General features: G+C 71.9%; 20 protein-coding genes. 14 read left to right on the top strand and 6 right to left on the bottom strand.

Annotated features, from left to right (window positions below):
- Positions 1–12 precede the first annotated feature (12 nt).
- The 9 genes from ligD to ABZ070_RS12470 all read left to right on the top strand — a co-directional run bounded on the left by ligD (position 13) and on the right by ABZ070_RS12470 (position 9,684).
- Entirely contained in the window at positions 13–900 is an 888-nt protein-coding gene (gene ligD / locus ABZ070_RS12430; RefSeq protein ID WP_356632771.1) for a non-homologous end-joining DNA ligase, read from the top strand.
- Positions 897–1,808 carry an ATP-dependent DNA ligase gene (locus ABZ070_RS12435; RefSeq protein ID WP_356632773.1) on the top strand — a complete coding sequence of 304 codons (912 nt, stop codon included), beginning with the start codon at positions 897–899 and terminating at the stop codon, positions 1,806–1,808. Before ligD ends, ABZ070_RS12435 begins: the two co-directional genes overlap by 4 nt.
- Positions 1,809–1,912: 104 nt before the next feature.
- On the top strand, positions 1,913–2,344 hold the full coding sequence (locus ABZ070_RS12440; RefSeq protein ID WP_356632775.1) for a nuclear transport factor 2 family protein: 432 nt from the start codon (positions 1,913–1,915) through the stop codon (positions 2,342–2,344).
- 262 nt (positions 2,345–2,606) lie between these two features.
- Positions 2,607–4,760 carry a PBS lyase gene (locus ABZ070_RS12445; RefSeq protein ID WP_356632777.1) on the top strand — a complete coding sequence of 718 codons (2,154 nt, stop codon included), beginning with the start codon at positions 2,607–2,609 and terminating at the stop codon, positions 4,758–4,760.
- 30 nt (positions 4,761–4,790) lie between these two features.
- On the top strand, positions 4,791–5,099 hold the full coding sequence (locus tag ABZ070_RS12450) for a zinc ribbon domain-containing protein (RefSeq protein ID WP_356632779.1): 309 nt from the start codon (positions 4,791–4,793) through the stop codon (positions 5,097–5,099).
- Between the two features lie 229 nt (positions 5,100–5,328).
- Positions 5,329–6,720 carry an FtsW/RodA/SpoVE family cell cycle protein gene (locus ABZ070_RS12455; RefSeq protein ID WP_356632781.1) on the top strand — a complete coding sequence of 464 codons (1,392 nt, stop codon included), beginning with the start codon at positions 5,329–5,331 and terminating at the stop codon, positions 6,718–6,720.
- The gene (locus ABZ070_RS12460; RefSeq protein ID WP_356632783.1) at positions 6,717–8,177 is read left to right on the top strand and encodes a penicillin-binding transpeptidase domain-containing protein; all 1,461 of its coding nucleotides are present in this window, start codon (positions 6,717–6,719) and stop codon (positions 8,175–8,177) included. The genes ABZ070_RS12455 and ABZ070_RS12460 overlap by 4 nt, the downstream gene beginning before the upstream one ends.
- A 2-nt stretch (positions 8,178–8,179) precedes the next feature.
- Entirely contained in the window at positions 8,180–9,232 is a 1,053-nt protein-coding gene (locus ABZ070_RS12465) for an amidase (protein WP_356632809.1), read from the top strand.
- The gene (locus ABZ070_RS12470) at positions 9,229–9,684 is read left to right on the top strand and encodes a DUF3291 domain-containing protein (RefSeq protein ID WP_356632785.1); all 456 of its coding nucleotides are present in this window, start codon (positions 9,229–9,231) and stop codon (positions 9,682–9,684) included. The genes ABZ070_RS12465 and ABZ070_RS12470 overlap by 4 nt, the downstream gene beginning before the upstream one ends.
- Positions 9,685–9,773: 89 nt before the next feature.
- On the opposite strand, the gene ABZ070_RS12475 is transcribed toward ABZ070_RS12470, so the two are convergent.
- Positions 9,774–10,889: a ferritin-like domain-containing protein gene (locus tag ABZ070_RS12475; RefSeq protein ID WP_356632787.1), complete on the bottom strand. Its 1,116-nt coding sequence runs from the start codon at positions 10,887–10,889 to the stop codon at positions 9,774–9,776.
- Between the two features lie 165 nt (positions 10,890–11,054).
- On the opposite strand from ABZ070_RS12475, the gene ABZ070_RS12480 reads away from it, so the two are divergent.
- The 5 genes from ABZ070_RS12480 (at position 11,055) to ABZ070_RS12500 (ending at position 16,939) form a co-directional block, all read left to right on the top strand.
- Positions 11,055–11,990 carry a diiron oxygenase gene (locus tag ABZ070_RS12480; RefSeq protein ID WP_356632789.1) on the top strand — a complete coding sequence of 312 codons (936 nt, stop codon included), beginning with the start codon at positions 11,055–11,057 and terminating at the stop codon, positions 11,988–11,990.
- A 43-nt stretch (positions 11,991–12,033) separates the two neighbouring features.
- Entirely contained in the window at positions 12,034–12,762 is a 729-nt protein-coding gene (locus tag ABZ070_RS12485; RefSeq protein WP_356632791.1) for a TetR/AcrR family transcriptional regulator, read from the top strand.
- A 10-nt stretch (positions 12,763–12,772) separates the two neighbouring features.
- Complete coding sequence (locus tag ABZ070_RS12490) at positions 12,773–13,048, top strand: hypothetical protein (protein ID WP_356632793.1); 276 nt, start codon at positions 12,773–12,775, stop codon at positions 13,046–13,048.
- Positions 13,049–13,084: 36 nt separating this feature from the next.
- Complete coding sequence (locus ABZ070_RS12495; RefSeq protein ID WP_356632795.1) at positions 13,085–15,814, top strand: PQQ-binding-like beta-propeller repeat protein; 2,730 nt, start codon at positions 13,085–13,087, stop codon at positions 15,812–15,814.
- Between the two features lie 333 nt (positions 15,815–16,147).
- Complete coding sequence (locus ABZ070_RS12500; protein WP_356632797.1) at positions 16,148–16,939, top strand: collagen-like protein; 792 nt, start codon at positions 16,148–16,150, stop codon at positions 16,937–16,939.
- A 255-nt stretch (positions 16,940–17,194) separates the two neighbouring features.
- Here the strand turns inward: ABZ070_RS12500 and ABZ070_RS12505 are convergent, their stop codons facing one another.
- The 5 genes from ABZ070_RS12505 to ABZ070_RS12525 form a co-directional block, all read right to left on the bottom strand.
- Positions 17,195–18,448 carry a styrene monooxygenase/indole monooxygenase family protein gene (locus ABZ070_RS12505; protein WP_356632799.1) on the bottom strand — a complete coding sequence of 418 codons (1,254 nt, stop codon included), beginning with the start codon at positions 18,446–18,448 and terminating at the stop codon, positions 17,195–17,197.
- A 31-nt stretch (positions 18,449–18,479) separates the two neighbouring features.
- Entirely contained in the window at positions 18,480–19,055 is a 576-nt protein-coding gene (locus ABZ070_RS12510) for an ATP/GTP-binding protein (protein ID WP_356632811.1), read from the bottom strand.
- A gap of 79 nt (positions 19,056–19,134) precedes the next feature.
- Positions 19,135–19,533: a DUF742 domain-containing protein gene (locus tag ABZ070_RS12515; protein WP_356632801.1), complete on the bottom strand. Its 399-nt coding sequence runs from the start codon at positions 19,531–19,533 to the stop codon at positions 19,135–19,137.
- On the bottom strand, positions 19,533–20,015 hold the full coding sequence (locus tag ABZ070_RS12520) for a roadblock/LC7 domain-containing protein (RefSeq protein ID WP_356632803.1): 483 nt from the start codon (positions 20,013–20,015) through the stop codon (positions 19,533–19,535). The genes ABZ070_RS12515 and ABZ070_RS12520 overlap by 1 nt, the downstream gene beginning before the upstream one ends.
- Entirely contained in the window at positions 20,012–22,663 is a 2,652-nt protein-coding gene (locus ABZ070_RS12525; RefSeq protein WP_356632805.1) for a nitrate- and nitrite sensing domain-containing protein, read from the bottom strand. Before ABZ070_RS12525 ends, ABZ070_RS12520 begins: the two co-directional genes overlap by 4 nt.
- Between the last annotated feature and the right edge of the window lie 131 nt (positions 22,664–22,794).

The following is a 22,794-nucleotide window of genomic DNA, read 5'->3' on the forward strand; positions in this document are numbered from 1 at the left end:
GATTCTCATCGTATGACGCCGATCACGGAGGTGGCGGGGCGGCGAGTGGCGCTCAGCAACCTGGAGAAGGTCATCCACCCCGCCACCGGGACCACCAAGGGCGAGATCGTGCACTACTACGCCACCACGGCGGACGCGATCCTCCCCCATCTCCGCAGCCGGCCCGTCTCGTTCCTCCGGTACCCGGACGGCCCCGACGGCCAGCTGTTCTTCACCAAGAACCCGCCTCCCGGAACACCCGACTGGGTGCGTACGGCCCCGGTTCCCCGGTCGGAGGACCCGAAGGCGCGGCAGGTCGTGATCGACGACCTCGCGTCACTCGTCTGGGCGGCCAATCTGGTGGTCGAGTTCCACACCCCGCAGTGGCGGGCCGAGCAGCCGGCCGTCGCCGACCGGATGGTCTTCGACCTCGACCCCGGCGCCCCCGCCTCCGTCCCGGACTGCTGCGAAGTGGCCCTGTGGCTGCGCGAGCGGCTCGAGCGGGACGGGCTCACGGCATACGCCAAGACGTCGGGCTCCAAGGGCCTGCATCTGGTCGTACCGCTGAAGCCCGCACCGTCGGAGCGGGTCTCCGCGTATGCGAAGTCCCTCGCCGTCGAGGGCGAGGCCGCGATGCCGCAGCTCGTCCTGCACCGGATGGCCCGTGCGCTGCGGCCCGGCAAGGTCTTCGTCGACCACAGCCAGAACGCCGCCGCGAAGACCACCGCCACCCCCTACACACTGCGGGCGCGCCAGGAGCCAACCGTATCGGCGCCGGTGACCTGGGAAGAGGTGGAGGAGGGCAGCGCGAACGGGGCCGGCCTGGTGTTCCGGCTCTCCGACATCGCCCCGAGGCTAGAGCGGTACGGGGATCTGCTCGCCCCGGTCGCCGACCACGCCGGCGCGGGAAGCCTGCCGTGACGCTGCCCCGGCCGCCGCTGAAGGTCGCGCTCGCCGAATCGGTGAACGTGCTGCCGCGCGGGGCCGGGCTGGCGTACGAGCCGAAGTTCGACGGCCACCGGGTGGTGATCTTCCGTATCGACGGCGACGTGCTGCTGCAGGCACGTTCGGGGCGGATCGTCACAGCCGCCTTCCCCGATCTCGCGGCGGCGGCCCGGCAGTTGCCGGACGGCACGGTGCTCGACGGCGAGGTGGTGGTGTGGCGGGAGGGCCGCACCGACTTCGCCGCGGTGCAGAAACGGGCGGCCGCCACTCCCGGCCGGGCGCCCGCGCTCGCGCGCGGCCTGCCCGCCTCGTACGCCGCCTTCGACCTGCTGGCCGAGGCGGGCGAGGATCTGCGGCCACTCGCGTACGAGAAGCGGCGGGCGCGGCTGGTGGCGCTGGTCGCGCCGCTCGGGCCGCCGCTGCAGCCCGTCCCGATGACGCTCGACGCCGAGGAGGCGCAGGGCTGGTACGAGAGGCTGCCGGTGATCGGCGTCGAGGGGCTGGTGGTGAAGCGGCTCGACCAGACGTACCGGGGCGGTGTGCGGCTGTGGCGCAAGCTGCGGCACACCGCGACGCACGACGCGGCGGTCGTCGGCTTCACGGGACCGGCGAACCGGCCCACCGCGCTGGTCGTCGTCCTGCCCGACGACGACACGCCGGTGGTGACCAGCCCGATGCAGCCCGGACTGCGGGCGCAGGCCGCGACGATGCTGGACGGGCGGACGGCCGGGGGGACGGGGACGGCTGTCGCGACGGGAATCGGTGAGGTGGCGTACCGGGCGGTGGAGCCGGGGGTGACGGCGGAGGTGGGACTGGGCACGACGCGGCACACGGTGACGACGGTGGTGCGGGTGAGGTCCCCGGACGAACTCGACCGGAAATGATTAATCAAGTTTGACTACCAAGGGGTCGGGGCACTACCTTCCTCGGCGCAGGTGCGTTCCGACGCGCGTGCGTGGTCCCCGTTGATGAGCGGCAAGGAGAAAGTGTGACGTTTCTGCCCGACACCGGATACACCCCGAGCGCCGAGGAACTGGCGAGCATCCAGGAATGGTTCGCCGCCTACGACGCGCACAGCGCCAAACGCGACGTCGGGCGCATGGCGGACCTGGCCGTCTTCCCGCTCAACCTGATCAGCGACGACTCGCAGGGCAACGGCGCCTCCGCACAGTGGGACCGCCGCCAGTTCGTCGAGACCATGGGCCATGTCATGGGCGACGGGAGCGACGACATCACCTTCGAGTCGGTGCGGACTCCGGTGTTCCTCTCCCCCGCGATGGCCGTCGTCTTCACGGACTCGACCATGACCATGGACGGCCGGACCGAGCAGCTGCGCTACGCCGACATCCTGATCAGGCGCGAAGGCAAGTGGGCGTTCCAGACGATGATGCAGGGCGGCTGGGGCGACAACCTCCGGTGAGCAACGGCCTGTTCCACAGGTAGGACACACGGCGGTCGGGACGTCGTACCAGGTGACGTCCCGGCCGCCGGGGTGACTCGCGGACAGGCGGCCCCTCTCCACCCCGGCCATGGAAACACCCCGGCCGACGGCGGCAACAGGCCTGGATTCAACAACCCCGAGACAACCCCGCGGGATACCGGTCAGGATGTCGGATCCTTGGGGCACACTTCCCCCAGACACAAGGGTTGAGACCCAAGGTTTTCTTGGGAGGGGGACAATCGTGTTCGCGGGAATCGACGAGGTCGACTGGGCCTCCCTGGAGCATGCATACGGCCCGGCCGACGATGTGCCGGAGCTGCTGCGCAAACTCGCCTCCACGGATCCCGTCGAGCGTGAGACCGCGCTCGACGGCATGTACGGGACCGTGCACCACCAGGGGGACGTGTACGACTCGACGCTGGCCTGCATCCCGTTCCTGATGGAACTGGCGGCGGACCCCGCCGTGCAGGACCGGGGCGGCATAGTCGAGCTGCTGACCAGCATCGGCGGCATCGATCTGGACGGCGACGACGAACTCGACCCGGAGGACGAGGACTTCGAAGGCGCCGCGAACTACGCCATGGCCGCCTCTGCGGTCACCGCCGGGGCGGATGTGTTCCTCGCCCTGGTCGGCGACCCGGACCGCGGGGCGCGGCTCGCCGCGCCGCTCGCGCTGGCCACGCTGCACAGCGACCCGGTACGGGTACTGCGGCTGCTGCGGGCACGGCTGGACTGCGAGCCGGACGCGGAGGTGCGGCTCGCCTGCGTGGAGGCCACCGGCCGGATCGCGCTGCGGCACCAGGGCCTGCTGCCCGAGGTGGTGGAGTGGCTCACCGGCCTGTCCGGGATGGCGTACGGCGCGGGGCTGCGGCTGGCCGCGCTCGCCCAGCTGGCGCGTTGCGCGCCCACGGCGCTGCCTTCCGACGTCGTGCCGGGGGTGACGGGGCTGCTGCGTGAGCTGCGCACGGAGCCGGTGGCGTCGCTCCAGGCCGCGGATCGGCTGCCGTCGCCGACGCTGCTCGGGCAGCTGCGCCAGGTGCGGGCGGCGGACACCGCGGACCACGGCGCCCCCTGGACGGCGGACCTGCTGCGTACGCTCCACTCCGGCCTGGGCGACCGCGTCGACGACCGGATAGCGCTGCTGGCCGACCAGTTGTGCAGCCCGGACCGGGCGCAGCGGATCGACGCCGTACGGATGAGCAGCGGCCTGCTGCGGACGTGGCGTGGCGCCTACGGGGAGCTGGTGGGGCTGATCGGCGAGCAGCTCGCGGATCCCGAGCCCCGGCTGGCCGCGGCGGCGGCGTACGCACTGAAGGAGCTGTTCGGCCTGGCGGCGCCGGCGGCGGACGCGCTGGCCCAGCGCCTGGACGCCGACCCGGGTGCCTGGGTGCGCGAATGGGAGAACGGGCCGCCGACGCTCGGCCCGGCGGTCGTGGCACTCGCGAGGGCGGGCGACGCACGGGCGGTGCCCGTCCTGTCACAGCTGCTGGAGCGGGTGGAGATCCCACGCGACCTGGGGCACGCGATGGATCAGTTGGGGACGGCGGCCGCGCCGCTGGCCCCGGCGCTGTCCGAACGGCTGGCCGGCATCGAGCTGGACGACCGGCTCTGCGACCGGGCCGGGCCGTTGCTCCACGGGCTGTCCGTGGTGGGCGGAGGCGAAGAGGCGGCCCGGTCGGTGCCGGCCGTGCTGCGCGTGCTGCGGGGCGCGGCGGGCGAGCGGCGCACCTGGGTGGTCGAGTCGGCGGTGCGGACGCTGACCGCGCTCGGTCCCGCTGCGGGCGAGGCGGTGCCGGACCTGTGGGCGCTGCTGCACGAGGCGGGCCACCGTGCGCAGGGCGGCCCGAGGATCGGGTCGGGCGGCGCGAGGCCCGCGTCCTCGTGTTCCGCCGGGGTGGACGCCTCGCTCGTCGCGCGGGTCGCGGGGGCCCTGTGGGCGATCGAGGGCGACGCGGACGCGGTGATGCCGGTGCTGTGCTCGGTGCTCACCGTGCCGGAGCACGGGGCCAGGCGGACGGCGGCCTCGGTGCTCGCGGGCCTCGGGCCGGCCGGAGTCGCGGCCGCGCCTCAGCTGGGCAGGCTGCTGCGGTCGATCGAGCCGTGGACACGGGTGCGGGCGGCGGGCGCCCTGTGGCGGGTGACGGGTGATCCGGAACAGGCGTGGCCGGCGCTGCGAGCGGTTTGGGAGACGCTGCCGCGCACCCGGATACCGGCGGCGGAGTGTCTGGCGGAGCTCACGACGGCGGGCGCGGAGGGAGCGGAGCGGCTCGTCGACCGCGAGCTGCTGTGCGCACGACGCCACAACGCGATCGACAACGGGGCGGACGGTCATGACATCGTGGATGACGAGAGGCTGCTGGCCCTGTGCCGGCAGGCGGTTCACCGCAGACCTTGAGCGGACCAGCAACGGGGAGGACCCGAGATCATGATCATTTTCGGCACCAAGGGGTACATCTACCAGCTGGCGATACTGACGCTGGTGTGCGGCCACTGCGGCAATCCCTCCGCGCACACGCTGAGGAAGCGCGTCACGAAGTTCACGCTGTTCTTCGTGCCGCTGTTCCCGATCTCGACGAAGTACGCGACGCAGTGCACCTTCTGCGGTGCGGAGCAGCAGATCACCTCACAGCAGGCGGAGCAGCTCCAGCTCCAGTCGGCGGGGGGCCAGGGTGCCCATGGCGGGCAGCCCCACGGGCAGGCGCAGCAGCCGGGACAGCACCCGTACCAGCGCTGAGCGCGCGGGAGCAGCGGCCTGGACCGCCGAGCGGGCGGCCGCGGGGACGAGGGCCGGCTCCGCGGCATGGGCGCGACCCCCGCGACGGTCGGCCCGGTCCGGCGCGTCCGATGCGCCGAGTGTGTGTCGTACACGGAGCCGGGCACCGATGTGACAGTCCGTTTGTTCGACGTCGGCGCACTATGACATAAAAGGGACAAACAAACCCGCCCTTGCTACGTTGCGTGGCATGACCGGAACGACGGCGGGCGCTCCCCCGCCCGAGCCGCATGCCGCTCCACACCCCGCCAGGCGGCGGGGCGTCGAGCTGTCGCTCCTCGTCTGCGCCGTCCTCATCTGCGTCTACGGCTACGTCGCCGTGGGACTCGCCAAGAACGACGCCGTGCCGCCGGACGTCGCCGGCTACGGAGCGGGCCTCGGTGTCCTCGCCCTCCTCGCCCATCTCGCCGTACGGCTGCGCGCCCCCTACGCGGACCCGCTGCTGCTGCCCATCGCGGTCCTGCTCAACGGCCTCGGGCTGGTGCTGATCTACCGCCTCGACCTGGAGACGCCGCAGGACCGGGCGGCGCCGGCCCAACTGGTGTGGTCCACGCTCGGCGTCGCGCTGTTCATCGGCGTCGTCCTCCTCCTGCGCGACCACCGCATCCTCCAGGGGTACGCGTACGTCTCGGGCGCCGCCGCGCTCGTCCTGCTGAGCGCGCCGATCTTCTTCCCCCCGGTGAACGGGGCCAGGATCTGGATCAGGCTCGGGCAACTGTCGTTCCAGCCCGGAGAGTTCGCCAAGATCCTGCTGGCCGTCTTCTTCGCCGCCTACCTCGCCGCCAACCGCAACGCCCTCACCCACGCCAGCCGACTGATCCGCAGGCTCCAGCTCCCCACCGGCCGGGTCCTCGGCCCGATCGTCGCGGTCTGGCTGGTCAGCGTCGGTGTGCTGGTGCTGGAGCGGGACCTCGGCACCTCGCTGCTGTTCTTCGGACTCTTCGTCATCATGCTGTACGTGGCGACGGGCCGGATCGGCTGGATCGCGGTCGGCCTGGTGCTGGCGTCGGCGGGCGCGTACGCCGTCGGCTCGCTCGAACCGCACGTCCACAGCCGGGTCGAGGACTGGCTGAACCCGTTCGCGAGCATCGAGGCGGGGCAGGGTCCCGGGCAGCTGGCCCAGTCGCTGTTCGCCTTCGCCTCCGGCGGGATGCTGGGCACCGGACTGGGGCTCGGCCACTCCGTGCTGATCGGCTTCGCCGCCAAGTCCGACTTCATCCTCGCCACGGCCGGCGAGGAACTCGGCCTGGTCGGCCTGAGCGCGATCTTCCTGCTCTACGCCCTGCTGGTCGCCCGGGGCTTCGGCACCGGGCTCGCGCTGCGCGACCCGTTCGGCCGGCTCCTCGCGGTGGGCCTCTCCTCCATCCTCGCGCTCCAGGTCTTCGTCATCGCGGGCGGCGTGACCGGGCTGATCCCGCTGACCGGGATGGCGATGCCGTTCCTCGCGCAGGGCGGCTCCTCCGTGGTCACCAACTGGATCATGGTGGCGCTGCTGGTGCGGGCCAGCCACTCGGCCCGTGCGCCGCATCCCGCGCCCGTCGACGTGGGCACGCTCTCGCCGGCGCCGGCGGTACGGCAGTGACCCGCTGCATCCGGCATGCCGCCGTGTTCTGCCTGCTGCTGCTGCTCGCGCTGCTCGTCAACGCCGCCCGTGTACAGCTCGTCGAGGCCGGCGAACTCGAACGCAACCCCGCCAACCGCCGCCAGGCCATCACCCGTTACGCCGAGCCGCGCGGCGACATCCTGGTCGACGGCAAGCCGGTCACCGGGTCCAGGGACACCGGCGAGCAGCTCCGCCACGAGCGCACCTACCGCAACGGGCCGCTGTACGCGCCGGTGACGGGCTACGCGTCACAGACGTACGGCACCTCGTTCGTCGAGCACTCCGAGGACCCGCTCCTCAGCGGCACCGACCCCCTGCTCACCCGGCTGCCCCTGTGGAACGACATCATCCGCGACCGGCCGCCCGGCGGCGACGTCGTGACCACGATCAGGGCCTCGATGCAGGAGGCCGCCTACCGGGGCCTCGCCGGCAGACGGGGCGCCGTCGCGGCGGTAGAACCGTCGACCGGCAGGATCCTGGCGCTGGTCAGCAGCCCTTCGTACGACCCCGGGCTGCTGTCCGGCACCGGCGGCGGCGTCTCGCGGGTGTGGGCGCGGCTCAACGGCGCGCACACGCAGCCGATGCTCAACCGGGCGATCCGGCAGACGTATCCGCCGGGCTCCGCCTTCAAGATCGTGACGGCCGCCGCCGCGCTGGAGACCGGCGTCGTGGACGACGTCGACGCGCCCACCCGTACCCCCGAGCCGTACCTGCTGCCCGGCACCCGCACACCGCTGCCCAACGCGACCAAGGGCTGCAGGAACGCGTCCCTCGCCTACGCCATCCAGTGGTCCTGCAACACGGTGATGGCGAATCTCGGCACACGGGTCGGGCTCACGGACATGGTCGCCACGGCTCGCGCCTTCGGCTTCAACGACACCGGCCTGCAGATCCCGTCGGCGGTCACGCCGTCGAACTTCGACACCGACATGTCCCGTGACCAGCTCGCCCTGTCCTCGATCGGGCAGTTCAACACGGCGGCCACGCCGCTGCAGATGGCGATGGTCGCCGCGGCCGTCGCCGAAGGCGGCGACGTCCGAACCCCCTACCTGGTGGAGCGGTTGACCCGGTCGAACGGCGACCTGGCCGCGCAGAACGGCCCCCGCGCCTACCGACGGGCCATGAATCCGGCCACCGCGCAGCAGCTCCGTGAGCTGATGGTGCGAGCCGTCGAGAAGGGCACCGGCCGAAACGCCGCGATCAAGGGCGCCACCGTCGGCGGCAAGACCGGCACCGCGCAGCACGGCATCGACAACTCCGGACTGCCGTACGCCTGGTTCATCGCCTGGGCGCAGGCCCGCGACGCCGCCCTGCCCGCGGTCGCGGTCGCCGTGGTCGTCGAGGACGCGTCCGCGGTGCGGGAGGCCATCAGCGGCGGAGGCAGTGCGGCCCCGATCGCGCGGGCCGTCATGGAGGCGGCACTCTGGGGCCCGTGAACATCACTGAGACGCTGGAGGTCATCGGCCGGCTCGACCCGGGCCTGAGCGCCTTCATCGAGGTGTGGGGCGAGGACGCGCTCGCCCGCGAGCGCGCCACGGACCCGGGGCTGCCACTGGCCGGATTTCCGTTCGCCGTGAAGGGACCTTCCGGTATCCGCTCGTACGCGGCGCGCCGCCTGGTCGCGGCGGGCGCGGTGCCGGTCGGCTCCACCTCGGTGCCGGGGCCCGGCACGTACTGGCAGACCTGGGGCCTCGGCGCGCACGGGCCGACGCGCAACCCCTGGCGCGCCGACCGCACCCCGGGCGGGTCGTCCGCGGGCTCGGCGGCGGCGGTCGCGGCGGGAATGGTGGGCCTGGCGACCGGAAGCGACGGCGCGGGCTCGGTACGGATCCCGGCCGCGTGGTGCGGGGTGTTCGGGCTGAAGACGACGAACGGGCTGCTGCCGTCGCCCGACCGTACGGGCCTGGCGGCAGCGGGGGTGCTGACGCCCACCGCGGCGGACGCCCGGCCGTATCTGCGCTGCGTGCTGGACGGGTACGCGCCGGCGCCCCCCGCACTGCCTCTGCGGGCGGTCTGGTCGCCCGACCTCGGCTTCGCCGCGACGGACCCCGAGGTGGCGGGCGTCGCCCGGGCGGCGGTGGCACGGCTGGAGTCCGCCGGCGTCGTACGGATGGCGGCGACAGGCTGTGTGCTCCTCGACCCGCTCGACGCCTGGTCGGCGGTGCGGGGCGGCCGGCCGGCGCAGGGCGCGGCGGTACGGGAGGAGAACGACAGGCGGCTCGACGTGCTGTTCGCCCAGGCGGATCTGCTGCTGACCCCGGCCACTCCCAACCGCCCGCACGGCCACGAGGGACCGGGAACGGATGTCTACTCGACGGCGCTGACCTGGGCGTTCAATCTGAGCGGCCATCCGGCTGCCTGCATCCCGGCCGGCTTCACCGGCGACGGCTGCCCCGTCGGGCTCCAACTGGTGGCGGCGCATGGGGCGGACGTCTCACTGGTCGAAATGGCGGTGGCTGCACAGGAGCGTCTGATTACTGTGCGGCCATGACCACTCACGAGCTCGCCCAGGTGAACATAGGCCGCCTCAAACATCCCTTGGACTCCCCGCAGTTGAAGGACTTCGTGGACAACCTCGTCCCGGTGAACGCCGTCGCGGACGCCGCCGACGGCTTTGTCTGGCGGCTCCAGACGGAGGGCGGTGACGCGACGGACCTGCGGATCTTCGGCGACGAGTGGCTGCTGGTGAACATGTCGGTGTGGCGGGACCCGAATGCCCTGACGGCCTTCATGTACCAGGGCATGCACAGGGAACTGCTGGCGCGGCGCTACGAGTTCTTCGAGCGCCTCCAGGAGGTCATGTCCACGCTGTGGTGGGTCCCCGCCGGCCACCGCCCGACGGTCCGCGAGGCGGAGGAACGCCTGCTGCACATCCGCGAGCACGGCCCGACGGAGCGGGCGTTCACCTTGCGGAAGACCTTCCCGGCGCCCGGGGTCGGCTGATCAGAGGCGCCTGTCTTCCAGCACCTGCCCGTCGGCAGCGCCTCACGTCGTGCTCTTTCTGCGAGCAGCCCGAAGGAGCGACAGGACCATCACGCGTCGACCGGCCCCGCCCCCTTCGCGATCGCGTCCGCCACCTCCGCCACCCGGGCCTGCTCCTCCGCCTCGAAGCGTTCCCGGTCGAGCTGTTCGGCGATCTCCTCGTCCTGCGACATCAGCAGGTCGAGACTGGCGTCGCCCATCTCGAAGACACCCATGTCGAGATAGGCCTTCTGCAGCCGCTCGCCCCACAGCCCGATGTCCTTCACACAGGGCACGATGCGGCTGAACAGCAGTTTGCGGAAGAGGTGGAGGAACTCGGACTGCTCCGAGTACTCCTCCGCCTCCTTGCGCGAGATGCCGAAGTTCTCCAGGACCTCCACGCCGCGCAGCCGGTCGCGCATGAGGTAGCAGCCCTCGATCACGAACTCCTCGCGTTCGCGCAGCTCTGCGTCGGACAGCTGTTTGTAGTAGTCGCGCAGAGCCATCCGGCCGAAGGCCACATGGCGGGCCTCGTCCTGCATGATGTAGGCGAGGATCTGCTTGGGCAGCGGCTTGGTCGTGGTGTCGCGGATCATGCCGAACGCGGCGAGTGCCAGGCCCTCGATGAGTACCTGCATGCCGAGGTAGGGCATGTCCCAGCGGGAGTCGCGCAGGGTGTCCCCGAGCAGCGACTGAAGGTTGTCGTTGATCGGGTAGAGCATGCCGATCTTCTCGTGCAGGAAGCGGCCGTAGATCTCCGCGTGCCGGGCCTCGTCCATGGTCTGGGTGGCGGAGTAGAACTTGGCGTCGAGGTCGGGCACGGATTCGACGATCCGCGCCGCGCAGATCATGGCGCCCTGCTCACCGTGCAGGAACTGGCTGAACTGCCAGGAGGTGTAGTGCTTGCGCAGCTCGCCCCTGTCGCGTTCCGTCATCTTCGCCCAGTGGCGGGTTCCGTACAGGGTCAGCGCGTCGTCCGGCGTGCCCAGCGGGTCGTAGGGGTCGACCTCCAGGTCCCAGTCGATGCGCTTGGCGCCGTCCCACTGCTTGTCCTTGCCCTTCTGGTAGAGGGCGAGGAGGCGTTCGCGGCCTTCTTCGTACTCCCAGCTGAAGCGGGCGGCGCCGGAGGCGGGGACCTGCCAGAGCGGGCTCTCGGGGGCGTTCGTGTAGCGGTCGCGCGTCGACACTGACGGCTCCTTCGCCTCGTAATCCGTGAAGAGCAGCGGCAGTTGGCAGGCTCACATGCTGGTAGACGCAGAGTCAACAACCTGTGCGCGCACTCTTGACGGGCTTACTGACGGGGAGTCTCATAGCGGGACACCGGTACCCCCACTCGCGAGGTGCGCACAGCCATGACAACAGTGACCGAACGCGACGTGCAGCTGCTTCGCGACGCACTCGGCCCGCTCCGGGACCGCGAACAGGTCGCGGAGCGCCTGCTCGAGTCGTCCGCGAAGCACTCCTTCGACCCGGACAAGGAACTCGACTGGGAGGCGCCGATCGAGGAGGGCAAGTGGTTCTGGCCCCCCGAGCTGGTCTCCCTCTACGACACCCCGATGTGGCGCAGGATGTCCGAGGAGCAGCGGATGGACCTGGCCCGCCACGAAGCCGCCTCGCTCGCCTCGCTCGGGATCTGGTTCGAGATCATCCTGATGCAGCTGCTGGTGCGCCACATCTACGACAAGTCGCTGACCAGCAACCATGTGCGCTACGCGCTCACCGAGATCGCCGACGAGTGCCGGCACTCGATGATGTTCGCCAGGATGATCAAGAAGGGCGGGGCGCCCGAGTACCCGGTGCCGCGGATCTACCACAACCTGGCCCGCGTCCTGAAGACCGTCTCCACCACCCCCGGCTCGTTCGCCGCGACCCTCCTCGGCGAGGAGATCCTCGACTGGATGCAGCGCCTCACGTTCCCCGACGAGCGGGTGCAGACGCTGGTGCGCGGCGTGACCCGTATCCATGTGGTGGAGGAGGCGCGTCATGTGCGGTACGCCCGTGAGGAGCTGCGCCGCCAGATGGTGACCGCGCCGCGCTGGGAGCAGGAGTTCACCCGCCTCAGCTGCGGCGAGGCGGCCCGCGTCTTCAGCGTCTGCTTCATCAACCCCAAGGTGTACGAGAACGTCGGCCTCGACCGGCGCGAGGCCGTCGCCCAGGTGAAGGCGAGCGGGCACCGGCGGGAGGTCATGCAGTCCGGCGCGCGCCGGCTGACCGACTTCCTGGACGACATCGGTGTCCTGCGGGGGCCCGGCCGCAGGCTGTGGAAGAGTTCCGGCCTTCTCGCATGATCGTATGAGGGGCGCCGTGCACCCTGCGGTTACGCTGCGGAGCATGACCAGTCCCGCTCCCGCGACCCGCGCGTACCGACGGCTCAGTGTCGAGGAACGCCGCGAGCAGCTGCTCGCGGCCGCCCTCACCCTCTTCGCGCACCGGCCGCCGGAGGAGATCTCGCTCGACGACGTGGCCGAGGCGGCCGGCGTGTCGAGGCCGCTCGTCTACCGCTACTTCCCGGGCGGCAAGCAGCAGCTGTACGAGGCCGCTCTGCGGTCGGCCGCCGACCGGCTGGAACAGTGCTTCGCCGAACCGCAGGTGGGGCCGCCGACCGAGCGCCTCACCCGGGTCCTGGACCGCTACCTCGTCTTCGTCGACGAGCACGACGCCGGGTTCAGCGCTCTGCTGCGCGGCGGAAGCGTCGCGGAAACCTCACGTACGACCGCGATCGTCGACGAGGTGCGGCGGGCGGCGGCCGAGCAGATTCTGGTCCACCTCGGCGTGGACCGGCCGGGGCCCCGCCTCGGGATGATGGTCCGCACCTGGATCGCGGCGGTCGAGGCGGCGTCGCTGATCTGGCTGGACGAGGACAAGCAGCCGGTGGCGGACGAGCTGCGCGAGTGGCTCGTCGACCATCTTGTCGCCCTGCTGGCCGCGACGGCGGCGACCGACGAGGAAACGGCCGCCGTCGTGGCCGACCTGCTCGAGCAGGAGACCCCCGGCGGCCCGGTCGGCACCCTGCTGCGCAGGCTGGCGCCCGTCGCGGGCGGCGCCGCACACCTGCTGTGACACTGGTCCGGTGAGAAGCGAGAACACCCCCTTCGAGGGCGGCCCCCTCGACGGCCGCGTGCTGCCCGTGCTGGTCGGCCCCACCGGCCACCCGCCGAAGTGGTACAAGGTCCCCGTCCCGCACGACGACGGCACCCCGCCCACCGTCCACGCCTACCGACGCGTCCCCTCCGGCTACAGCAAGCGTCTCGGGCTCCAGCGCGGCTGGAAGTACGCGTACGCGCCCGAGGGTGTCGAACGGCGCGAGCTGAAGTGGCCCTGGTCGAAGCCGAACGGCGCGCCATAGGATCACGGAACCGTGTCGCCAGGGGGGATGGTCGCGATGGAGCCGCTGCAGCAGGACGATCCGGAGCGGATCGGGCCGTACCGGACTCTGGCACGCCTGGGTGAATCGGCGAGCTGTGTACGGTTCCTCGCCGCCGGACCGGACGACGAGGACGCCGGGCCGGTCGTCGTCGCCCTGGCACGCCCCGAGCTGTCGAAACTCGCCGCCTTCCGTCGCCGCTTCCACGCGGAGGCAGGCACAGCGGAACTGCTGGCCGGCGGATGGGTGCAGGCGCCGGTCGACTCGCGCACGGACGGGGAGCAGCTGTGGACGGCCGCCCCGTACGTCCCGGCCCTGGCACTGCGCGAGGCGATCGCCCTCGCCGGCCCCCTGCCCGAGCGTGCCGTACGGACGCTGGGCGCGGCACTGGCCGAGACCCTGTCGCGGGTGCACGCGACCGGAACGGTTCTGCAGGGGCTCGCGCCGGACACGGTGCTGCTCACGGCGGACGGCCCGCGCCTGACGGCGTTCGGTGCGCTGGGGGCGGCAGCGGTGGCCGAGGCGGGCCACGGCGGGCAACTGTCCGTCCAGCTCGGCTATCTGACGCCCGAGCAGGTCCTGGGCACGGAGCCGGGAACGGCCTCGGACATCTTCGTCCTGGGGCTCCTGCTGGCGTACGCGGCCACCGGCACGACCCCGCTCGCGGACGCGGCCCGTATCGCCCACGCGGAGCCCGACCTCGCCGGCGTCCCCGAGGCGCTGCGGCCCCTGGTGGCCCAGTGCCTGGCCAAGTCGCCGGAGGACCGCCCCAGGGCGGGCATGGTGGCCGCGGACCTGGCCCTGGAGGGCGCGGCGGCGCTGGCGCGCGACGGCTGGCTGCCCGAGGCGCTGCTGACGTCCCTGACGAAGCAGGCCACGCAGGCGGCGGCACTGCGGGACGCCGGGCGCGCCGAGGTCGGCGACACCACGACCCTGCTCGTCCGCCGCACGCCCCTCCCGGCCGCGGCGCCGCTCGCCCTGCCGGCCCAGGTGACTCCCGGCGTTCAGCCACCCGCCGGCGATCCCGTCGGCGGCGGGCCCGCCCCGGCAGGGCAGGCCACGCCCGCGCCCCTCGCCCTGCCGGGCCAGGTGACTTCCGGGGTTCAGCCTCCCGTCGGCGTCCCGCCTGTGTGGCCGGGTGGTGGTGGCGGAGACCGTACGAGCCACGGCCACTTGGGCGCCCCCGCGCTCGGGGCCACGCCCATCGCCGGCGCGCTCCCCCCGGGCCCGGCCTCCGGCATGCACGCCGGCGCCGGGTTCACCGCCCCACCGGACCCGGCCGCCTCCGGCACCCCCGGGCTCGACGCGCTCCCGCCCGGCCCGGCCTCCGGCATGTACGCGGGCGCCGGGGTCACCGCCCCGCCTGGCCTCGCGGGGCCCGGGGCCCCGGGGGCCGCCTTGCCGGGCGGCTCGCCGGGCCAGGGGACGTCGCGGCGTGGGCTGCTCGTCGCAGGCGTTGCCGCGCTGGCCGGGATCGGTATCGGTGGCGGCATCGGATACGCGCTCGCCGGGTCCGGCAAGAAGCAGGAGACGGGCGCCCCCGCCCCCGGGCCGAAGCCCAGTCGCATGACCGGACTCGCCCCCGACCCGGCGTGGCGGTACGAGCACCCGGCCGACGGCCGCGGCCCCGTCAACGCCGTGGTCTGGCAGGACCGCCTGCTGCTCGTCACCGACAGCACCCGGACCACCGGCGTGGACCTGCGCACCGGCCGTCGTCGCTGGGCCACCGAGGGCGCGGCCTCCGCCCTCACGGCCGTACCCGTCGACGACAGGCTCTGCCTCGTCGTGGGCCCCGGCGAACTCCTGTGGATCGCCGCGGGCGACGGCAGCATCGTGCACCGTGTCCCCCACAAGACCCTGGCCCGCCCCGGCGAGACCCTGACCGTCGGCGGTACGGCCGGGGCGGACGGGAGCACCGTCTGGCTGGTCGGCCATGTCACGAAGTCGGTCGAGAGGACCGTCAAGAAGCGCAAGCAGAAGGTCACCGTGAAAGAGACCTACCTCGTCGCGTTCGACCTGACCACCCGTGAGCAACTGTGGCGGGCACGTGTCCCGGACGGCCGCGCCCCGTACACACCGGGCTATCACCTGGTCGCCGCCCGGCCCGACAGCGTCCTCGTGCGGCAGGAGGGCTCCACCCTCACCCCCGCCCAGCGGAAGACCGCGAAGAACGGGTCCGTGCTGCTCGCCTTCGACCGGCGGACGGGCACGTCGCTCGCGTCCGTGCCCCTCACGGCGGTCGCCGCGAACGCCATCGTCACCGGCGACGGCAGGACGGGCAAGGTCTTCGCCGCCGCGGGCGGCGAGCTGCACGCGTACGACAGCTCCGGCGGCAAGCGGCTGTGGCGCCTGCCCGCCGCGAAGACGATCGGCGAAGCCGGTGTCCATCCGTACGGAACGGCCGCCCTGCACGGGCCCAACCTGTACATCGCCAACCGCTACCAACAGGTGAGCGCTGTCGACACGGCGACAGGACGGCAACTGTGGCGGCGCTGGACCGAGGCACCGACATGGCGCCAGACACCCCGGACCGTGCTCAGCGGCAGCGGCCGTACGGTGCTCGCGGGCGACGCAGCGCAGCTGACGGCGTTCGCGGCACGCGACGGCCGGCGGCTGTGGAAGTTCCAGGAGGCGGGCTCGGTCGACGCCAAGGAGCAGGCCGCGCCGCGCTACACGGTCCTGGCCGGCGGCGACGGCCTGGCCGTGGTCCAGCGGGGGCGGACGTTCTACGCCCTGCCGGTGGACTGACCGCCCGGCATGTACGTCGCGGCTCCGCGGCCATGCCGGGTACGAAGGTCAGCGCGATGCACGAGACGATCCGCCGGCCCGGTGAGCGTCTTGCAGGTGTGCGGCAGACCAGGAACTCCGATGGCTCAGCGTCCACGGAGTGACGGAGTGGACGCCCCGCCGCGAGTCCGACGAGCAGGAGGCAACGGGGTCTCCCGAACCCTTACGAACGTTAATGCGCCAATAGGTTGATCCCTTCGTGGAGCGCTCAAGTTGCGGGTAAGGCGGACCGATGCTGCCGAGGGGGAAATCCCTCCAGCCCATTACTGGTTCGGTTCTCCGAAGGAGCAACAGATGGCCCCTGAGCGCAGACAAGAGTCCCGGCTCGGTCCGCTCCCCAGGAAGGGGAAATGGATCACCGGTGGCACGATGGCATCGCTGGTTCTGGTGACGCTGGGTTTCAGCACCCCTGCCCTGGCGAGTGTCGGGGCTCCGCCGACATCCGCAGTGATCCACGCGGGCCCGGGGCAGGACGACTGCAGGCCGAAGTGGGACGACAAGTGCGAGGACGGAGACGGCGCGGTCGGGCCGACGGGGCCCGCGGGTGCCACTGGGCCGACCGGTCCCGCAGGTCCCACTGGCCCTCAGGGCGATCCGGGCGCCACCGGCCCCACCGGCGCCACCGGACCTGCCGGGACCGAGGTCAACGTCGGCGCGAGCGTCTTCGGCACATCCACCCAGATCCTCCGCGACGGGACCTCAACGCAGATCACCTTCAATGGCGTCGCCCACGACACGGACATGATGTTCGATGCGGCGAACTCCACTTTGGTGGTCAACACTCCCGGGCGCTATCTCCTGAAGGGGCGCATCCTCTGGAACTTCGAGCCTACTGAGTCCGGCTCTCGTCAACTGACCATTACGGTCAACGGCATTGAAGCCGCGCTCGACCTCCAGGACACGGAGGTCACCGGGACCGGTGGTTTTATTTCACAGGAAGTGTCCACGATCATTCAATTGGACGCCGGTGATGTGATCGCGCTCCACGCCGCCCAGGACACCTCGGGCGACGCATTCTTGGTCCCCAACGGCAATCAAGTGCACCGCGTATCCCCGCAGCTCCAAGCGGAGCGGCTCGCTCCGTAAGACAGACAGCGGGTCGGACGGCGGAGCCCTCCGGGACCGCCTGACCTCATTCGGGACGAAGCAGTCGTGGGTGCGGATCCCGGTGCAGGACAGCGCCCCGTTCAGGCGGGGTTGTCCTGCACCGGGCCGTGGAGTCGGGAGCGCACATGAGCACACTGTCGGCCGGGCATCCGCCGACCGGCCACAACGGCTGGCGTCCGGGGCGGGCCGCGGGCCGCCCATGACGACAGCCAACGACCACCAACGACTTCTGGATTACTGGTCGGAAGTCTGCGCGGCGCCCGTCACCGAGGCCAGGTAGGCGGACGTCTTCTCCGGGTCGTAGAAGAAGTTCTCGAAGTCCGCCGGGTTGTTGAAGCCGTTGGCGAACCGGTTCGCGACCGGCGGGAGCTGGCCGGCCGCGCCGATCAGGTTCAGTACGTGCTCCGGCGGGACGCCGAGCATCGCGTTCGTCCACTTGGTGACGTGCTGCGCCGTGTCCCAGTAGCGGTCGAACGTGCCCTGCATCCACTCCTCGTCGAACGGCTTGTCGCCGTGCTCCGTGATCGAGTTGAGGTAGGAAGCGGCGCACTTGGACGCCGAGTTGGAGCCCTGACCGGTGATCGGGTCGTTGGCCACGACGACGTCCGCGACACCGAGGACCAGCCCGCCGCCGGGCAGCCGGCCGATGGGGTTGCGCACGGTGGGAGCGTAACGGCCGGAGAGTGTGCCGCCCGCGTCGGTCAGTTCGACCTTGGTCGCCCGTGCGTACTCCCAGGGCGTGAACTTCTCCATGAGCTCGAGGGTCAGGGAAAGGTGCTCGGCCGGGTCCTTGACGCCCTGGAACGCGTCGAGCGGGCCGCCGGGGACACCTTCCCAGAAGAGGATGTCGGCCCGGCCGGACGTGGTGACGGTCGGCATGACGAAGAGCTCGCCGACGCCCGGGACGAGGTTGCAGCGGACCGCCTCGTGGTCGGGGTGCTCGGGGCGCGGGCCCAGACCGTGGACATAGGCGACGGCGAGCGCGCGCTGCGGCTCGGTGTACGGGGAACGGGACGCGTCCCGGCCGAACATCGAGACCAGCTCGCCCTTGCCGGCGGACACCATGACCAGGTCGTAGGTGCGGGAGAAGTAGTCCAGGTCGGAGACGGCAGCGCCGTGGATGACAAGCTGTCCGCCGCGCTGGGCGAACGTCTCCATCCAGCCGGCCATCTTCAGCCGCTGGTCGACGGACTGCGCGTAACCGTCGAGCCTGCCGACCCAGTCGACGGCGCGGCCCCCGTCGGGAGCGGCGACGGAGACGCCGACGCCCTCGATCTTCGGCGCCTGCGACTCCCAGAAGTTGAGGCCGAGGTCGCGCTCGTGCTGGAGGGCGGTGTGGAACATGCACTGCGTGGACATGACCCGGCCGGACCGGATCTCGTCCGCCGTGCGGTTGGACATCAGGGTGACCTCGTAGCCCTTCGACTGGAGGCCGAGGGCGAGCTGGAGACCGGACTGTCCGGCTCCGACTATGAGTATCTTCCGCATGACGAGGGGTTCTCCGTTGATGTTCGGGAGGCTATTCGGGGGTGGCCTCGAGAGCGTGGGCGACCAGGGCCAGCAGGGACTCGATCACCGTGATCCGGCTACGGGCGTCCATGATCACGACCGGTACGTGCGGCGGCACCGTCAGGGCCTCCCGCACGTCCGCCGTCTCGTACGGGGTCGTTCCCTCGAAGTGGTTGACGGCCACGATGTACGGCAGCCCGCAGCTCTCGAAGTAGTCGAGTGCCGGGAAGCAGTCCGCCAGCCGCCGGGTGTCCGCGAGCACGATCGCGCCGATCGCGCCGCGTACCAGGTCGTCCCACATGAACCAGAAACGCTGCTGACCGGGCGTGCCGAAGACGTAGAGCACCAGATCGTCGTCGAGCGTGATCCGGCCGAAGTCCATGGCCACGGTCGTGGTGACCTTGTCGGGCGTGTCGGTGAGGTCGTCGGTGTCCTCGCTCGCCCGGGTCATCAGCGCCTCTGTCTGCAGTGGCGTGATCTCCGAGACGGAGCCGACGAACGTCGTCTTGCCGACGCCGAAGCCGCCCGCGACCACGATCTTCGTGGCGGTGGGGGCACGGGTGGTGTCCAGTTGCCAGGGCTGCAGCACCTCTTCGGGCTGCGGCGGGGGAGCCGCTTGCCGAGGGACTCCCCGAGGTGCGGCCTGGGACCTGGTGGGAAGCGTGTCAGAGGCGGCGGAGTCCACTCAGCACCCTTTCGAGCAGTGCGCGGTCGGGCTGACCGGTGCCGTGACCGGTTCCGTACACGCGGATCTTTCCCTGGTCCGCCAGGTCGCTGAGCAGCACCCGGACGACACCGAGCGGCATCTTGAGCAGCGCCGAGATCTCGGCGACGGTACGCATACGGCGGCAGAGCTCGACGATCGCCCGCAGTTCGGGCATGACCCGCGAGGCGAGGTTGCCGCCGGGCAGCTCCTTACGCTCGGGCGGCGCCTCGAGCGCGGCGACGAACGTCTCGACGAGCAGTACGTGCCCGAAGCGGGTGCGGCCGCCGGTGAGGGAGTACGGGCGGACCCGGGCGGGACGTTTGCCGTCGCCGCGCACCGGAAGTTTGGGGGCGGACATCACAGGCCACTCTCCATCGATTTGCGCAGTTCGCTGCGGACTTCGGGGGTGAGGACGTGTCCGGCGCGGCCCACGAAGAGGGCCATGTGGTAGGCGACGACGCTCATGTCGCAGTCGGGGGTGGCGTGCACCCCGAGCAGGGAGCCGTCACTGATCGACATGACGAAGACGCTGCCCTCCTCCATGGCGATCATCGTCTGTTTGACACCGCCGCCGTCCATCAGGCCCGCGGCGCCGACGGTGAGGCTGCCGATGCCCGAGACGATGGTGGCGAGGTCCGCGCTGGAGCCCCGGGGGCCTTCGGGGCGGCCGACGACGGCCGGGGCTGCGTTCTGCTCGGGATCGGAGGAGAGCAGCAGCAGTCCGTCGGACGAGACGACGGCGACCGACCGTACTCCTGGTACCTCCTCCACCAGATTGCCCAGCAACCACTGAAGGTTGCGGGCCTCGCTGCTCAGGCCGAACGTGCCGGTCGCAGTCAACTGCGTGCCTCCTCGACTGTGTCCCCCGTTTCTGCTTCGGTGTCCCTCTGGTTCGTCCGTCCCGTGGTCTGCGCGATCTCGGCCTCGGCGTCCAGCCGGCCCTTGGTCGCCCCCTGGTGGAAGCCACCGAGCCGGCGGCGCAGCGCCTCTGCGTCGATGCTGCCGGTGCGCTCGGTGGGGCCGGCGGCGGGCTGGACCGACTTGGGCGTGCGCTTGGGCAGGCCCTTGTCGGTGAGGCGGTGCTGCGCGGCGGGGGCCGTTGGCGTTTCGTGCGATGGCGTCTCGTACGAAGGCGTCTCGGGCGAGGGCGCTTCGGGCGTGGGCTCCGGCGCCGACGGCGTCTCGGCGGGGTGCTCCTCGGCCAGGGCGTCCTCGGCCGGGTGCTCCTCGGCGGGGACGTCCGTGGGCTCCGCCTGCCGCGGCAGGCGCATGGTGAACGTCTCCTGGTCGATCCCGGCCGTGACCGGTTCGCCGTCGGCCGTCCGCTCGTGCGTCTCCTGCTCCTCGGCCGCGGCCAGGATCGCCCGCTCGGCGGCTTCGACGAAGGGGTCGGTCTCAGCGGGGGCGGCAGGCTCGGGATCGCTGTCGCCGTCCTGGAGGTCGTCATGGAGGTCGTCTTGGAGGTCGTCGCGAAGATCGGCGTTGACGTCTTCGTCCCGTACGACGGCGGTTCCGACGTCGCCGACAGCGGCGCCCCCGTCGGCGTCCTGGTCCACCGCGGCGTCCGCCGGAGCGACCGTCTCCCCTCTCGGGGCCGCTTCCGCCGCCGTCCGCCGGGGGCTGCGCGGCAGCGCGTTCGAGTTGGCCTCGGCCACCGAACCCGGGAGGTTCAGCGCGGGCGCGGTCCCCGACACGGGCACCTGCCGCTCTCCCGCGGCCGGCGGCCCGGTCGGCAGCAGCCCCTTCGGTACGACGACGACCGCCGTGATCCCGCCCTGCTTGTGCTCCCGCAGCTGGATCCGCACACCGTGACGCTCCGCCAGCAGCGCGGCCACCCGCAGTCCGAGGCCTTCGCCCTCGCGGCCCGCGGGGGGCTCGCTCTCGTACGTCTCGGGGTCTTCGAGGCGTGCGTTGACCTCCGCGATACGGGCGGCGGTCATGCCGATGCCCGCGTCCTGGATCGAGAGCATCACCTCGCCGCTCTCCAGCAGCCAGCCGGACAGCTCCACCTGGGCGTCCGGCGGCGAGAACGAGGTCGCGTTCTCGAGGAGTTCGGCGACCAGGTGGCTGAGGTCGTCGGCGGCGAAGCCGGCGACCTGGGCGTGCGGGGGCAGGGACTGGATGACCACGCGCTCGTAGCGCTCGATCTCGCTGACCGCGGCGCGCAGCACGTCGACGAGCGGGACGGGACCGACGTGGCCGTGTCCGTGGTCCGTGCCGGCGAGGACCAGGAGGTTCTCGCTGTGCCTGCGCATGACGGTGGCCATGTGGTCGAGCTTGAACAGCGTGGCGAGGCGGTCCGGGTCCTGCTCGCGCTCCTCCAGGTTCTCGATGATGCCGAGCTGGCGCTCGACGAGACCGAGGGTCCGCAGGGAGAGGTTGACGAAGGTGTGGTGGACGGTGTGGCGCAGCCGTTCCAGCTCGGCGGTCGTCTCGGCGGTGCGCTGCTGCAGTTCGGCGCGGGCCGCGGTCAGTTCGGTCTCGAGCGCCTCGCGCGCACCGATGAGGTCGCTGCGGTCGCCGTCCAGGAGTTCGGCGCGCGTGCCGAGGTCGCGGACCTTGCCGTGCAGGGTGTTCAGGGACCGTACGACCTGGGCGAACTCGTCGTTGCGGCCGGTGAAGCGGACCGGCTCCTCCGCCTGGGGTTCGGGCGCGTCGGCGAGACGGGCCGCGCCGATGCGCACGACGGCGAGCGGGCGGGTGAGTGTGCGCGAGACGGCGGCGAGCACGCCGACGGTGACGACCAGGAGGCCGCCGAGCAGGGCGATACGCACTTCGAGGGCGGTGACGTCGTCGTCGCGCAGCTGCTCGAACCGTTCGACCCGGTCGGTGGCGAGGGACGACTCCGCGCCGCGCATCTGCTCGATACGGGCGGTGAGCGCGGCCTCGAGCTTCGCCGGGTCGGTGTTGCGTTCGCCGCTGGACAGCCGTGGCTGGTCGGTGAGACGCCCGAGATAGGTCTCCGCGGTCTTGACCTCGGGTCCCGTGACGGTGGAGCCGAGCCGGTCGCGGTCGGCCTTGCCTGCGGCCTGCTGGAAGTCGGCAAGCGCGGCGAGTTCGCGGACTCGGGACTGCTGCGCGGCGGCGGTGAGGGCGTTGCGGGTGCGGGCGTCGGCGCCCGAGTCCTCGCCGGCGCTCTGCACGGGCAGACCGGTGACCGGGTCGTAGGTGAGCACGCTCTCCGGCTTGGGCACGGCCAGCGCGGCGAGCAGCAGCCCGCGGGTGGCGGAGGCCTGTTCGACGGCGAGGCCGAGGGCGGCGGGCGCCCGGGTGGAGTCGGCGGCGCGGGGCGGGGTCCGGTCGGCGAGTTCGTCGGCCAGGGCGTGCAGCGCGGAGATGACGGCCGTGTAGGCCTGGTGGGCCTCCACCGCGGTGCTGTTGCCGGTGAGGGCGGTGCTGCGGATGGCGGGAACACCGGCGAGCGAGCGGCGCAGCTCGGCGCGCTCAGCGGGCATGTCGGTCCGGATTTCGTCGATCTGCCGGTCCACACGGGCGCTGAGGGTGCCGGAGATCTTGCGGCGGTCCTTCGCGTCGCCCTTCTGGTCGGGGGGGGGGGGGGGGGGGGGGGGGGGGGGGGGGGGGGGGGGGGGGGGGGGGGGGGGTGGGTGGGGGGTGGGGT

This window comes from Streptomyces sp. NPDC006283 (genome assembly GCF_040613325.1).
Classification (GTDB): domain Bacteria; phylum Actinomycetota; class Actinomycetes; order Streptomycetales; family Streptomycetaceae; genus Streptomyces.

Excerpts from the sequence above, each read along its gene's own strand:
- ABZ070_RS12485 (WP_356632791.1), top strand. The coding sequence starts at position 12,034 with ATGACCAGTCCCGCTCCCGCGACCCGCGCGTACCGACGGCTCAGTGTC.
- ligD (WP_356632771.1), top strand. The coding sequence starts at position 13 with ATGACGCCGATCACGGAGGTGGCGGGGCGGCGAGTGGCGCTCAGCAAC.
- ABZ070_RS12455 (WP_356632781.1), top strand. The coding sequence starts at position 5,329 with ATGACCGGAACGACGGCGGGCGCTCCCCCGCCCGAGCCGCATGCCGCT.
- ABZ070_RS12500 (WP_356632797.1), top strand. The coding sequence starts at position 16,148 with ATGGCCCCTGAGCGCAGACAAGAGTCCCGGCTCGGTCCGCTCCCCAGG.
- ABZ070_RS12470 (WP_356632785.1), top strand. The coding sequence starts at position 9,229 with ATGACCACTCACGAGCTCGCCCAGGTGAACATAGGCCGCCTCAAACAT.
- ABZ070_RS12480 (WP_356632789.1), top strand. The coding sequence starts at position 11,055 with ATGACAACAGTGACCGAACGCGACGTGCAGCTGCTTCGCGACGCACTC.
- ABZ070_RS12450 (WP_356632779.1), top strand. The coding sequence starts at position 4,791 with ATGATCATTTTCGGCACCAAGGGGTACATCTACCAGCTGGCGATACTG.
- ABZ070_RS12495 (WP_356632795.1), top strand. The coding sequence starts at position 13,085 with ATGGAGCCGCTGCAGCAGGACGATCCGGAGCGGATCGGGCCGTACCGG.
- ABZ070_RS12515 (WP_356632801.1), bottom strand. The coding sequence starts at position 19,533 with ATGTCCGCCCCCAAACTTCCGGTGCGCGGCGACGGCAAACGTCCCGCC.
- ABZ070_RS12505 (WP_356632799.1), bottom strand. The coding sequence starts at position 18,448 with ATGCGGAAGATACTCATAGTCGGAGCCGGACAGTCCGGTCTCCAGCTC.